12 protein-coding genes are annotated in these 14,310 nt (G+C 40.8%); 6 read left to right on the top strand and 6 right to left on the bottom strand.

All coding sequences use genetic code 11. The annotated features are described in order from the left end of the window. Positions 1-2: 2 nt before the first annotated feature. On the bottom strand, positions 3-1,946 hold the full coding sequence (locus C7S20_RS03205) for an alpha-1,4-glucan--maltose-1-phosphate maltosyltransferase (RefSeq protein WP_107011121.1): 1,944 nt from the start codon (positions 1,944-1,946) through the stop codon (positions 3-5). A gap of 141 nt (positions 1,947-2,087) precedes the next feature. Further along, a complete protein-coding gene (locus tag C7S20_RS03200; protein WP_107011120.1) occupies positions 2,088-2,840 on the bottom strand; it encodes a DeoR/GlpR family DNA-binding transcription regulator in 753 nt (250 codons plus the stop codon). 143 nt (positions 2,841-2,983) lie between these two features. On the opposite strand from C7S20_RS03200, the gene C7S20_RS03195 reads away from it, so the two are divergent. The 3 genes from C7S20_RS03195 to C7S20_RS03185 are packed head-to-tail and all read left to right on the top strand — an operon-like array spanning position 2,984 to position 6,814. Beyond that, complete coding sequence (locus C7S20_RS03195) at positions 2,984-4,576, top strand: glycerol-3-phosphate dehydrogenase/oxidase (protein ID WP_341476515.1); 1,593 nt, start codon at positions 2,984-2,986, stop codon at positions 4,574-4,576. Between the two features lie 2 nt (positions 4,577-4,578). Further along, a complete protein-coding gene (glpK, locus tag C7S20_RS03190; protein ID WP_107011118.1) occupies positions 4,579-6,072 on the top strand; it encodes a glycerol kinase GlpK in 1,494 nt (497 codons plus the stop codon). 7 nt (positions 6,073-6,079) lie between these two features. After that, the gene (locus C7S20_RS03185) at positions 6,080-6,814 is read left to right on the top strand and encodes an MIP/aquaporin family protein (protein WP_107011117.1); all 735 of its coding nucleotides are present in this window, start codon (positions 6,080-6,082) and stop codon (positions 6,812-6,814) included. Positions 6,815-6,865: 51 nt separating this feature from the next. Here the strand turns inward: C7S20_RS03185 and C7S20_RS03180 are convergent, their stop codons facing one another. Further along, positions 6,866-7,513 carry a c-type cytochrome gene (locus tag C7S20_RS03180; RefSeq protein ID WP_159039859.1) on the bottom strand — a complete coding sequence of 216 codons (648 nt, stop codon included), beginning with the start codon at positions 7,511-7,513 and terminating at the stop codon, positions 6,866-6,868. 141 nt (positions 7,514-7,654) lie between these two features. Between C7S20_RS03180 and C7S20_RS03175 the strand changes: the two genes are divergently transcribed. Further along, positions 7,655-8,119 (top strand): RNA methyltransferase, encoded by a 465-nt coding sequence (locus tag C7S20_RS03175; RefSeq protein WP_107011115.1) that lies wholly within the window; start codon positions 7,655-7,657, stop codon positions 8,117-8,119. 8 nt (positions 8,120-8,127) lie between these two features. Here the strand turns inward: C7S20_RS03175 and C7S20_RS03170 are convergent, their stop codons facing one another. Next, a complete protein-coding gene (locus tag C7S20_RS03170; protein WP_107011114.1) occupies positions 8,128-9,579 on the bottom strand; it encodes a nicotinate-nucleotide adenylyltransferase in 1,452 nt (483 codons plus the stop codon). A 264-nt stretch (positions 9,580-9,843) separates the two neighbouring features. Here C7S20_RS03170 and C7S20_RS03165 point away from each other — a divergent pair, with 264 nt between their 5' ends. Next, on the top strand, positions 9,844-10,293 hold the full coding sequence (locus C7S20_RS03165) for a VOC family protein (RefSeq protein ID WP_107014076.1): 450 nt from the start codon (positions 9,844-9,846) through the stop codon (positions 10,291-10,293). Here the strand turns inward: C7S20_RS03165 and C7S20_RS03160 are convergent. Both C7S20_RS03160 and cfa read right to left on the bottom strand, forming a co-directional pair. Continuing rightward, entirely contained in the window at positions 10,290-11,831 is a 1,542-nt protein-coding gene (locus tag C7S20_RS03160) for a SulP family inorganic anion transporter (RefSeq protein ID WP_107014075.1), read from the bottom strand. The two genes, C7S20_RS03165 and C7S20_RS03160, sit on opposite strands and share 4 nt — an antisense overlap. 214 nt (positions 11,832-12,045) lie before the next feature. Continuing rightward, entirely contained in the window at positions 12,046-13,179 is a 1,134-nt protein-coding gene (cfa, locus tag C7S20_RS03155; RefSeq protein WP_107011113.1) for a cyclopropane fatty acyl phospholipid synthase, read from the bottom strand. Between the two features lie 174 nt (positions 13,180-13,353). Here cfa and era point away from each other — a divergent pair, with 174 nt between their 5' ends. Further along, a complete protein-coding gene (era, locus tag C7S20_RS03150; RefSeq protein WP_107011112.1) occupies positions 13,354-14,238 on the top strand; it encodes a GTPase Era in 885 nt (294 codons plus the stop codon). Positions 14,239-14,310: the final 72 nt, after the last annotated feature.

Raw genomic sequence — 14,310 nt, 5'->3', positions numbered from 1 at the left:
TTCTATGAGTTTTTATGAATTGTAAATAAATGAAACGGCATTGCGGGATGTAATTCTATATAACACCATTCCTTGTCCCAATTATAGGAGTTTCCGGTAATTTGATCTTCCACCCTGATGTTTTCACCGTGATGTAAACCCATTTCGTGACGCGGCACCCTTACGGTTCCCTGCTTTTGATAATAAGGATCTAAACTAACAACCATTAGGGTTTCATTTTCACGCTCCTCGTCCCATTTATAATAGGCCATTAATCCATCGTCATGAATATCACAAAACTGAATGTTATTGGTTTGTTGAAGGGAAGTATTGGTTTTCCTGGCTTTATTGATCTTTGCGATTATCCGCATTAGCTTATTTTCTGCCTTCCAGTCCCAATGGCTTACCTGGTATTTTTCTGAATTTAAATATTCTTCTCTTCCCGGAATAGCATCTGAAACCTGGAATTCATAGACCGGGCCATAGATACCCGTATTGGAACTTAAAGTGGCAGCCAAAAAATACCTGATCATAAACATAGATTCATTAGCTCCCTGCAAATGATACGGGTTGATATCTGGCGTATTTGGCCAGAAATTGGGCCTGAAATATTCTTTTAATTCTGATTTTGTAAGTTCATTCACGTATTCGGTGAGTTCATGCTTGTTCGTGCGCCAGGTGAAATAAGTATAAGACTGGGTAAAGCCCTGTTTGGCAAGCTGACTCATAATTTTTGGCCTGGTAAAAGCTTCTGAAAGAAAAAGAATATCAGGATGTTTCTTTTTGATCTCATTTATCAGCCAGCCCCAGAAATAAAAAGGTTTTGTATGCGGATTATCTACCCGGAAGATTCGTATCCCTGCTTCTTCGATCCAGTATAACATCACATCGAGAAACTCCTGCCACATTTTTTTCCATTCTGAAGATTCAAAATAGATTGGCAAAATGTCCTGGTATTTTTTAGGCGGATTTTCGGCATATTGAATAGTCCCGTCAGGACGCCATTTAAACCATTTTGGATGCTCTTTTACGTAAGGATGGTCTGGAGCCGTTTGCAAGGCATAATCCATCGCAACCTCAATACCCATTTCCTGGGCTTTTTTAACAAGATGCCTGAAATCATCAATATCACCCAACTCGGGATGAATAGATTTATGACCACCTTTTTCTGAACCTATTCCCCAGGGAGAACCCACATCATCTTCTTTGGCGCGGGTCGCATTGTTCTTCCCCTTGCGGTTTTCCTCCCCGATGGGATGTATCGGCGGAAAATATAGAGTGTCAAAACCCATCTCTGAAATTCGTGGCAGCAGCTCTTCGCAATCTTTAAAAGTACCATGTTTTCCTTCTTCGGAAGATGCTGAACGCGGAAAAAACTCATACCAGGTACTAAATCTTGCTTTTTCGCGATCGACATAGACTTGATAATTTTTAGATTCATTGGGCACTGCCTTATGAGGATATTTTACTAAAAGCTGATGCAGCTCTTCATGAAGGCAAATAGATGCAGCTTCTTCATATCGATTTTCATCAGTAAAGGCTTCAATGGCTTTTTTGATAAAGCCGGCTTCTGAGGTCGTGCAAGTTTTTAAGAGTGGTTTCAGCAAATCTGCACCTTCAAGTAATTCAGAATTCACCTTTTGTCCCGCCTCTATTTTTTTAATAATACCATGCCTCCAGGTAAGACCATGATCAACCCAGGCTTCGATATGATAATCGTAATAACCCTGTTTTTCAACCTTGAAATTTCCTTCCCACTGGTCGTTGAAGGTGGGGTGGAGACGACTTTCCTGAAAACTGCGGGAATTTTTCGGTTTAAAATGAATAGATGCCTGAACTATATCATGGCCATCTCCAAAAATATCGGCACTAACCGAAACCTTTTCATTAACGACTCTTTTTATGGGGTATTCCCCACAGTTAACTGCGGGCTTAATATTTTCAATAATTACTCTACTCTTATTCACTCTTACTCTGCTTTTTTAATTGGTATTTTACTGATTTACAATCTGAAATCACCTAAAGTTAAGAAAGAGAACATGAATCAAATAAGGTTTTAGATAATGTTTAGAAATAATTAAAGAAACTTTTCAATTATTGGTTCATAATTAGGCAATACTCACTTTTACTCCGGAATCCTTAAGCCGTTTTAAAGTTTTTGAAGAGATCTTATCATCCGTGATAATTTCATGAACCTGGTCCAAATCACAGATTTTCCCCAGGCTCCTTTTTCCGAATTTGGTAGAATCAGCCAGAATAATCACTTTTTGTGCTGCTTTTATCATTTTTCTATTCAAAATCGCTTCTTCCAGGCTGGTAGTGGTACACCCATTTTCGGTATCTATGGCATCCACCCCAAGGAATAACTGGTGACAGGTGATATTTTTTAGAATTTCTTCAGCATAATAACCGGTAACAGAAGCAGAGGAATGTCGAAGCGGCCCCCCAAGCTGAATGATTTCAATCTCTTCATATTTTGTGAGTTCCAGCGCAACATACAGCGAAGACGTAATGACGCTGAGTTTTTCTTTTGGAACAATTGCTTTTGCCAAATTTTGAACGGTGGTTCCCGAGCCAATTATAATGGTATCGTTGGGCTGGATCAATGATGCTGCTTTAGTGGCTATGCGCGATTTTTCTTCGGTGTAAAGTTTTTCCTTTTCAATCACCGGTTTTTCAGCTATATAAGGATTTTCGAGAGAGGCGCCCCCGTGGGTACGAAACAGAAGGCCTTTCTGTTCTAGAAGCCGTAGATCTTTACGAATGGTAACAGCTGAAACGTCCAGTATCTCGCACAGATCCTGCACTTCTATATACTTATCCTTTTTTAGCTTTTCCAAAATTTGTTGGTGTCGGAGCATATGAAGAATTTAATTTCAAAGATATCAAATATTTTGCTATACGAAATAAAAAGAAATTAAACGAATGATAAAAATTGCGATAAACGAAAATAAAAGAAGAAAAATTTCTACTTTTAGATTATTACGAAATAAAAGGAAATATTTTGAAACATTATCAATTCGCAAGAAAACGACTTATTCGTGAGCTTTCCGAAGAGAATCAATGGGATGTTCTTATTATAGGTGGGGGTGCTACCGGGCTGGGAATTGCGGTAGACGCCGCAACTCGTGGGTATAGAACCTTACTATTGGAACAGGTTGATTTTGCAAAGGGAACCTCAAGCCGCAGTACAAAATTAGTGCATGGAGGCATACGATATCTGGCTCAGGGGAATGTGGAGCTGGTAAGGGAAGCCCTAAACGAACGGGGACTCCTGGCACAAAATGCTCCTCATCTGGTAAAAAAGCAAAAATTCGTTATTCCTAATTATGCGTGGTGGGAAGGATTATATTACAATTTTGGCCTTAAAACCTATGATTTTCTTGCAGGAAAATTGAGTATGGGAAAATCTGCAAGCATCAGCTTAAAAAAAATTATAAATAGGTTTCCAACCCTCATCCAGGAGGACCTTAGAGGAGGAGTGGAATACATGGATGGCCAGTTTGATGATGCCAGGCTGGCTATTAACCTTGCACAAACCTGCATTGAAAACGATGGTTATTGCCTTAATCATTTCAAGGTTATTAATATTCTGAAGGATAAAGAAGATATGGTAAATGGGGTTGAGGCCATAGAAGAGGAAACCGGGAAATCGTATCGCTTTCATTCCCGACTTGTTATAAATGCTACAGGGGTTTTTGTAGATTACATAAGAAATATGGCAAATCCGACAGCTAAAAAAATTATTAGAGCGAGCCAGGGAGTGCATTTGGTGTTTGATAAAGAATTTTTTCCTGGTAAACATGCGCTTATGATTCCTAAAACCGATGATGGGCGTGTTCTTTTTGCTGTTCCGTGGAAGGATAAAGTGCTTGTGGGAACAACCGATACCCTTCTTGAAAAACCAAGTCTGGAGCCGGTTGCCCTTGAAGAAGAGATTGATTTTATTTTGAATAACTTCAATAAATATCTCATCCGGAAGGTGAGCCGAAAAGATGTTAAAAGTATTTTCGCAGGTTTGAGGCCACTGGCGGCTTCTGGAGATGATGAAAGAAAAACCAAGGAGATTTCCCGCGGCCATAAAATCATGCTTTCGGGAAATGGACTTTTGAGCATTACCGGTGGAAAATGGACCACCTATCGAAAAATGGCTGAAGATACCCTCGATTATGCTATTGAACATAAATTCCTGCCCTTTCGTGAGTGCGTGACCGAAAACTTTTTAATTCATGGAGCAACTTCACAGAAAACAAAGGATAGTCACCTTCAACTTTACGGAAGTGATAAAACCTTGATTTTTGATCTTATTAATGAGCGGCCAGAACTGGGAGTAAGACTGGATGAAGAGCTACCGTTTTTAAAGGCCGAGGTTGTTTGGGCGGTTCAATATGAAATGGCCAGGACTCTTGAAGATGTGCTTGCTCGAAGGGTAAGAGCCTTGTTCCTGGATTCCGCAGCGGCAATAAGAATGGCTCCTGAAGTAGCAAAAATAATGGCTTGGGAGTTAGGAAGGGACAAGGATTGGATAGAAAACCAGCTTTTGGAGTTTAAGGAAGTTGCGAAGCACTATATGCTAAAAAAAGAGAAAACCGCTTAAATATGGAAAAATTCATACTTGCCCTGGATCAGGGGACAACCAGCTCGAGAGCTATTCTTTTTAATAAAAAAGGAGCTATAGTTTCGGTGGCTCAAAAGGAATTCAAACAAATATTTCCCCGGCCGGGTTGGGTAGAACATGATCCTATGGAGATCTGGTCTTCGCAGGCGTCGGTTGCCGCACAGGTAGTTACTCAGTCAGGTCTTTCCGGAAATGATGTGGCGGCAATGGGAATTACCAATCAGCGGGAAACCTGTGTGGTATGGAATAAGAACACAGGGAAGCCGGTTTATAATGCCATTGTCTGGCAGGATAAACGAACCCTGGAGTATTGTGAAGCTTTAAAAGAGGAAGGAAAAGAAAAAATTATCCGTGAAAAAACAGGCCTGGTAATAGATTCATACTTTTCGGCTACCAAAGTAAAATGGATCCTTGAAAATGTTGACGGAGCCAGAGAAATGGCAGCAAAGGGAGAACTCGCAATGGGCACAATAGATTCGTGGCTCATATGGAACTTTACCAAAAGGCAACTCCATATCACCGATGTTACCAATGCTTCCCGTACCATGCTTTATAATATCCATACCTTAGGCTGGGACAACGAATTGTTGGAAATTTTTGATATCCCTGAATCCATGCTTCCTGAGGTAAAAGATTCAAGCGAAGTTTACGGCTATTTAGAAACAGCCATGTTTTCGGCTAAAATTCCCATTGCAGGTATTGCTGGTGACCAAATGGCGGCTTTGTTCGGGCAACTTTGCCTGGAGAAAGGGATGGTTAAGAACACCTATGGAACCGGATGTTTTATGCTGATGAACATCGGCGAGAAACCTGTGCTTTCCGAAAATAATCTACTCACTTCTGTAGCCTGGAAAATTGGTGATGAGGTAAAATATGCGCTGGAAGGGAGTATTTTTGTTGGTGGTGCGGTTGTTCAATGGTTGCGAGACGGTCTTGGAGTTATAAAAAGATCGGAAGATGTTGAGAAATTAGCAGAGAGCATCGAAAGCACCGAAGGTGTCTATTTTGTCCCCTCATTTGCAGGATTGGGAGCGCCGCATTGGAACCAGAAAGCTAAAGGAACTATTTTTGGATTAACACGCGGTTCAACCGATGCGCATATTGCCCGGGCCTCTCTGGAAGCCATCGCGTATCAGTCTATGGACATTATGAAATCTATGGAAGCTGACGCGGGGCTGAAAATTTCTGAATTGAGGGTAGATGGTGGAGCAACCGTGAATAATTTGCTTATGCAGTTCCAGAGCGACGTATTAAACACCACGACGGTCAGACCCGAAATTACCGAAACCACAGCCCTTGGTGCCGCTTATCTTGCCGGTCTGGCTGTAGGATTCTGGAAAAATATCGAAGAATTAATCGATATTTGGAAAGAAGAAAGAAAGTTCGAACCACAGGAAAACAGGGAAAAAATTGAAACTGGAATAAAAGGCTGGTATAAAGCAGTAAACGCCGTAGAGTATTGGACTCGAAATTAATAAAGATATGACACCATTCATAGCCGAAATTTTAGGTACAGGTTTACTTATTCTCATTGGGAATTCTAATGTTGCCAATGATATTTTAAAAGACACCAAAGGTTATGGCGGGGGCTGGGTAAGTATTACCACCGCCTGGGGACTTGCGGTTTTTGCCGGAGTAGTAGTGGCCGGACCTTACAGCGGCGCACATTTGAACCCGGCAGTGACCGTTGGCCTTGCTATAGGAGGAGTCTTTCCCTGGGAGCTGGTTCCAGAATATATACTCGCGGAATTTATTGGAGCCATGTTAGGATCATTCCTGGTGTATCATATGTATAAGGATCATTTTGACAGGACGCCCGATCCGGGATTAAAACGAGCCGTGTTCTGCACCGAACCTGCTATTTTCAATATTCCTCGTAACCTTCTTACGGAGGTAACCGGAACTTTTGTATTGTTAACCGCTGTTTTTTATTTCACCGATGCGAGATTGGATGATGCAAATAATACTACGGTTGGCCTGGGTTCCATTGGTGCTATTCCTGTAGCATTTATCGTATGGGGAATAGGTTTGGGACTAGGTGGAACTACCGGCTATGCCATTAATCCTGCCCGGGATTTGGGTCCGAGAATTGTACATTTTTTACTTCCCATTAAAGATAAAACCGATAGTAACTGGAATTATTCCTGGATCCCTGTTGTTGGACCACTTGTTGGAGCTGCAATCGCCGCATTTTTCTTTCTGATCCTTTCAGAATAAGATACAGAGCTTTCTAAAATAAAAAAACCGGTCGTGAAACCGGTTTTATTGCTATGCTTTTGGAAGGTTTTTCAACTGGTCGGGGGTGGTTGGTGGAGGTACTGCATTATTCACTGCAGGAATTGTTTGCAAATACTTAAACATAGACTCCAGGTCTTCATCTGTGAGCTTGGCAAAATTAAACCATGGCATGGGAGGCAACAGATCTCTTCCAGATTTTTGACCTTTGTATTTTCCTTCACGAATAGCCGTGATAAATTGTTCTTTCGTCCAGCTTCCCAATCCCGTATCATCGGGAGTTAGGTTTGCTGCATAAGAAATCCCCCAGGGTCCTACTGTTGCGGTAAAATTGGGAGAAAACATTGACCATCCTTTTTTGATTGCGTCCATGTTCATTTGAGAAATTTTAGCATCCGCGGGATGGCCTGCCAGGAACATATCCGGCATATCTTCTGGACCTCGTTCGCCCATTCGCTTTGGAGTATGGCAATCGGTACAGCCAATAGAAGCAATAAGGTATTCACCTCTTTTAATACTATCTGCCAATGTCATTGCTGCTTTTTCTTCTTTTTTTTCTTTCACTTCTTCATATTTGTGATTGTTGCATGAAGTAATAAGAAGAAGCCCGGAAAATAAAATAAAGATGCAGGCAAGATTTCCAATCACCTTCATCTTTTCAATGTTTAGTTGTAAAATCATTTAATTTGGATTTAGTTAGTTAAAGAGCATCTAATTTATCTTAACTTTTTGAATTGCAGGGAATTATTCGCTGAATTTCAAGAAAACACCTATGAAAAAACTCTTTGAGCCCAATTCATGTCAGAATATTACTTTTGAAATATGAAGATTGATAACCTGGAACAGGGATTTTTTGGAATAGGAATTCAAAATGGCAAGACACCTGAGAATCTGGGTGTACTATGGAGATCGGCTCAAAATATGGGAGCCAGTTTTATTTTTACCATAGGGAATCGTTATGCAAAGCAGGCCAGTGACACCCATAAAGCTGTTGGCGCCATGCCTTATTTCCATTACGATACTTTTGAGGATTTTTACCTTCACCTTCCCAAAGGGGCGATGCTCGTGGGGGTTGAACATGATGAAAAGGCAGAACCTCTGGAAACTTTTGTGCATCCGCGACGCTGCGTCTATCTTTTAGGAGCTGAAGATCATGGGCTCTCTAATGAAGCTATCAAAAAGTCACATTTCCTGGTAAAGTTTAAATCCAGGTTAAGCCTGAATGTTTCAGTGGCCGGAAGTATCGTGATGTATGACAGAAGTTCAAAAAGTGAGTTTTCTACCTGATGCTTTTTTTAATGAGAGGATTTAGCTGATGCCGGCTTTTGGAACATGTTTTTTTCCCTGATCATTTTAGCCGTTAGTTTAGGAACCATTTTCTCCCATTCCGGATTTCCTTCCACAATCAGGTCATAAACTTTACGGGGATGGATCTTTAGGGCTTCTTTGTTGTAATCGGTAATGTCAACAACCCTGTTGTTATCAACAAAGAACTTATACAGTTCCCGCATTCTTGGGTGAACCTTCAAATTCTTACTGGTGGTAATTTCGCCGGTCTCTTCATTTATCATGGGGTAGAGATAAACTTTAAGGCTTTTGAAGAAAAGTTTTCCAAAAGCTTCCAGAATTCCGCCACTGAGTTGCCGGTAATATTTTTCATTGAAAATGTCTTCCAAATTATCTACTCCCATGACGAGGCCTAATTTGGCTTTGGTGTATTGGGAAAAATACTCAACTACTTTATAGTATTCCTGAAAATTCGATATCATCACCGTATGTCCTGAAGCACATAAAAGGTCTGCCCGATCCAGAAAATCTTTTTCATCAATTTCACCTTCAGCTTTAAGATTGTTCAGGGTCATTTCAAAAATGATTACCGTATTTTCCTTATCAACATCTTTTTCCTGGAGAAAAAGCTTCCTGGAAGTCCGGAACATATCCAGGTTTAGATTGGTAACAGGCCTAAAGCTCCCCCGAAGGGTAAGGAGATTCTTTTTATAAAGGACGTTGGCCGGGAGAATATTATTTCCTTTTTCAGAAAACATAACGGCATCAGTAATATTATTTTTAACCAGATGAAGGCTCATTAACCGGTTGTCAACTTCCTTAAAAATAGGACCGGTAAAATTAATTGAATCAATCTCAATCTTCCCCGTGTCCAAATGGTCATATAAATGCTGCATGACCAGTTTTGGATCATCGCTCTGGTAGTAAGCGGCGTAGATGAGGTTTACTCCCATTGCGCCAAGGCTGATTTGCTGGTGGGCGGCGCTGTTCTCGTGTAACTGAACATGCAGGATGATCTCGCTGTATTCCTGTCTGGGTTCTCGCTGAAACCGAATACCCAGCCAGCCATGGCCCTTGTATTTTTTAGCCCAGTCTATGGTTGCCACGGTATTGGCAAAGCTGAAGAACATTTTATTGGGATGCTTGATCCGGGAAATCCTTTTTTCTATAAGCTTGGTCTCATATTGCAGCATGCTTTTTAACCGATACTCGGTTACATACCGGTGTTGGGGATCCAGACCATAAATGGCATCACTAAAATCCTTATCGTAAGCGCTTAAGGTCTTTGCAATGGTTCCTTTGGGATTTTTTGCCCTGAAAAAATGCCTAACGGTTTCCTGCCCGGCCCCAATCTCGGCGAAAGTTCCGTAGATATTTTCGTTTAGATTTAGCCGGGTGCACTTGTTTTCAATGGAAATGACATTTTCAAATGGTTCATCATTTTCGAAAAGTGCAGACATGACCTATGAGTTTTTCGGTTGCTGAAAGTTAGGAATATTAAATAAGCCTGCGGTAAATTTTAAGTAATGTTTAAAATTTAAAAATACCAGCTTCTCCTGGCGGGAAATTTTTTTCCTGGATGATTTTATTCAGGCAAAACTCCCAGAATAAAATCCCGCATTTTTAAAGAAGTTATTTTCTATTTCATGAATTTTTTAGCTACTGATGAAAACCAGGAGAGACGAAAAATAATCTTTATCTTTAGAACGAAAAAATTGACAAAAATGAAGAATTTCTACTTTTCGGTTATCTGTATCTTATTCCTGAGTTTTGTTCATGCTCAAAAAAATCCTTTTGATCTTTACAAAGATCACGATGCTATATTGGTAAAAGATGTTGATGCGTCTGCAAATTTCTACGGAAATATTCTCGGATTAAAAGAAATTCCCAACGGCGGCCTGCCAGATCATATACGCTGGTTTGAACTGGGGGATGGCGTGCAGGTGCATTTGATTGAAAGCGATGAATTGCCGCTAAAGAACAAAGGAGTTCACCTCGCAATGCATACCGCCAAACTTCCCGAACTTATGAAATTCCTGAAATCACATGAAATTCATTTCGAGAACTGGAATGGGGAAGAAGGAATCACCAATATCAGGCCTGATGGCGTCAAACAGATTTACTTTCAGGATCCCGACGGATACTGGATCGAAGTCAACGATAATATGTTTTAAATCCTGTCAGTCGCGACCTTATAAGTTGGATCTTCAAGAATATTCACTTCAATAATCTCTTCGGCATTGTCGAGCAGTCTGCGACAATCCCGGCTAAGGTGTCGCAAATGCAGTTTTTTACCCTGTTTGAGATATCGCTCGGTCAATTTATTTAGGGCTTCGATCCCTGACATATCTACCACGCGGCTTTCGGAAAAATCGATGATCACTTCGTCGGGATCATTAAGTATGTCAAATTTGCTGTTGAAGGTTGAAACCGATCCGAAGAAAAGCGGACCGTAAATTTCGTAATGTTTAATTCCGTTTTCGTCGATGCTTTTTCGGGCCCGAATGCGTTTGGCATTGTCCCAGGCAAATACAAGCGCCGAAATGATCACCCCAATTAATACGGCCAGTGCGAGATTGTGAAGAATTACGGTAACCACGGTAACCAGAACCATCACAATAACATCAGATTTCGGCATTTTATTGAATGTTTTTAAACTCGCCCACTCAAAGGTTCCAATGGCTACCATGACCATTACCCCTGTTAAGGCAGCCATTGGTAGTTTTTCAATGAGATCGGCTCCGAACATGATAAAAACGAGCAGCATGATCGCGGCGGTAATTCCTGAAAGCCTTGCCCGCGCGCCTGATGATATGTTGATCAAACTCTGGCCAAGCATGGCACAGCCGCCCATTCCGGAAAGAAATCCTGAAAACATATTAGCCGTTCCCTGGGCGATACATTCTTTATTTCCGCGACCACGGGTTTCGGTGATCTCATCAATAATATTAAGGGTTAGCAGGCTTTCAATAAGACCCACTCCTGCCATAATAAGCGCGTAAGGAAATATCAGCTTTAAAGTTTCAAAGTTTAAAGGGATTTCCGGAATATGAAAAGGCGGGAATCCTCCTTTTATGGAAGCTATATCCCCAACACTTTTGGTATCGATTCCGAAGAAGACTACAATGCCAAAAATGGTCAAAATGGCCGCAAGAGAAGCCGGAAAAACTTTAGTGATTTTTGGCAATCCCCAGATGATAAACATGGTGATTAGAACCAGGCCAAGGAAGATATACATTGGCGGGCCGGTCATCCATACCACTTCGCCGGCGTCATTTACTGTTTTGAACTGAGCCAGCTGGGACATGAAAATAATGATCGCGAGGCCATTAACGAAACCAAAGATCACCGAATTTGGCACCAGCCTTATAAGTTTTCCAAGGCGAAAAATCCCAGCCAGCATTTGAATGATTCCCGCTAGAACAACGGTCGCAAAAACATATTCGGGTCCATGGGTAATTGAGAGTCCTACAATAACTACAGCTACCGCACCGGTAGCGCCGGATATCATTCCGGGTCTCCCTCCAAGAATCGCGGTCACCAGCCCCATTACGAAAGCCGCATAAAGACCTGTGAGGGGCGATAGTTTGGCGATCATCGCAAACGCGACGGCTTCAGGAATTAAAGCCAGTGCCACGGTAAGGCCGGCAAGAATTTCAGTTTTATAATTTACTTTTTGAGAAAAATCGAAAAGATTGAAAATTTTTGTCATTATTGCTTTTTTTGGGAGTTGAAAAAAACTGATTATGAAACTTTTACTCCATAAAAATTCATAATTCTCCCATAATTTTTGAGCCGGCAAAAATAGTCAATTTTTTTGGTTAGAAAAGTGCACGAGGGAATATCTCCATTCTTTTATGGATCTCTTATTTTTGAGCTTCCAAAATTGAGAATATGAAAACCAATTAATGGGTGACAAGGTCTTTTTATACAAGGTTTTTGGGTCTAACCGAATGATACATATCCGGAAATTCCCTTTTTGTGAGTACCAGCTGCCAGAGGTTTAGTCTTTTAGCACGAAAAGATGCCGCCGAAGAGCATAAATAAAATTCCCACATTTTGAAAAACATTCGGTTATAAGAAGCTTTCAGTTTTGGCCAGGCTTCCCTGAAATTTTCATACCAGGCCATTAAAGTTTTGTCGTAATAGAGTCCGAAATTATGCCAGTCTTCCAAAAGGAGCGTGCCCTCCAGAGCTTTACCAATTTGCATAATAGACGGAATAAGGCCTTCCGGGAAAATATATTTGTTGATCCAGGGATCGGTATTGTATTTGGTTTCATTGCCACCTATGAAATGCAGTAGGCATAAGCCGTCATCTTTCAAATTTTTCTTTACTATTTCCATAAACGGCCGATAATTCTTATGGCCAACATGTTCTAACATTCCAACGGAGACGATTTTATCAAATTTCTCATCGATTTCCCTGTAATCCTGGAGTCTGATTTCAACGGGAAGATCTCTGCATCGCTCCATAGCAAGCTTTTTTTGTTTTTCAGAAATAGTAATTCCTACTACTTCAACTTCATAATTTTTAGCCGCGTAATAGGCAAACCCTCCCCAGCCGCAGCCAATATCTAAAACCCTTTCCCCGGGCTTTAGTTTTAATTTGCGGCAAATCAGTTCCAGTTTATTTTCCTGTGCCTGAGAAAGCCGATTGGTTTTCTGCCAGTACCCGCAGGAGTAGATCATCAATGGGTCGAGCATTTCTTTATAAAGCTCGTTCCCAATATCATAATGATGGGAAATGGATTTTTTGGATTTCTTCAGAGATTGCATATTGAACAACCTCGACTTTAGAATTAGCCCTTTTAGTTTGAAATTTTTTCGGATCTTTTTTTCGAGGTCAGCATTAAAAAGCCTGTAAATAAATTCGTCCAGTTGCTTACAGTCCCACCAGCCTTCCATATACGATTCCCCCAGGCCTACCGAGCCATCCTTTAAGATGCGCTTGTAAAAATTTTCATTTTTAACCCTGATGTCCCAATTTTGGTTTCCGTTGATTTTAATTCCTGCGGGAGCCAGAAGGTCCTGAACAGCTTTCTGATATTTGTTTTTCATAGCTAAAACTGAATTCTGAAATTAAAACAATTAAAGATGAATGGCATTTTAGCCGCGGCTATGCTATTTTAAAATTAATTCATTTTCAGCATAATGTAAAATTTGAAGCGGCTTTTGTGGGCGAGGCGGTTTTAACTTCCTATTTTTGTATTCTTCAATTCAACTAAAAAATTTATGGCACATAAGGCTGGTTTTGTAAACATTGTCGGGAATCCAAATGTGGGAAAATCTACCCTCATGAATGCCTTTGTTGGCGAGCGACTTTCCATAATTACTTCAAAGGCGCAGACTACCAGGCATCGCATCCTTGGGATTGTGAATGGCGAGGATTTTCAGGCTATTCTTAGCGATACACCGGGAATTATTAAGCCGGCTTATGAACTTCAGCAATCCATGATGGATTTTGTTAAATCGGCTTTTGAAGACGCCGATATACTGGTTTATATGGTTGAAGTGGGTGAAAAAGCTTTAAAAGATCAGGATTTTCTTAAACGTATTACTGGTTCTCAGGTTCCCGTTTTATTATTGCTGAACAAAATTGACAAATCAAACCAGGAGCAACTGGAAGAGCAGGTACAATACTGGCAGGAACAGGTCCCAAATGCCGAAATTCATCCTATTTCTGCCCTGGAAGGCTTTAATATTCCGCAGGTTTTTGACAGGATTATTGAGCTGCTTCCTGAATCGCCTCCATTTTATCCGAAAGATTCACTAACCGATAAGCCTGAACGTTTTTTTGTTAACGAGATCATCAGGGAGAAGATATTAATGCATTATAAAAAGGAAATTCCTTATAGCGTCGAGATCGATACCAATGAATTTTATGAAGAAGAGGAGATTATCAGGATGCGAAGTATTATAATGGTAGAACGAGAAACGCAGAAGGGGATCATCATTGGGCATAAGGGAACGGCCCTGAAAAGAGTAGGAGTGGAGGCACGGCAGGATCTCGAGAAATTCTTTGGCAAACAGGTGCACCTGGAACTTTATGTAAAAGTGAATAAGAACTGGCGAAGTGATAAGAATCAATTGCGCCGTTTTGGCTATACCGATAATTAATTAAGTTCTGATAGATTTCAGTATATTTTATTGGCTGAAAACCATTACTTTTGCACACTGAAAAAACAGAAG

This window comes from Christiangramia fulva, from assembly GCF_003024155.1.
GTDB lineage: Bacteria > Bacteroidota > Bacteroidia > Flavobacteriales > Flavobacteriaceae > Christiangramia > Christiangramia fulva.
Note: the sequence above shows the minus strand (reverse complement) of the source record. Positions and strands in the feature narration are given on the sequence as shown.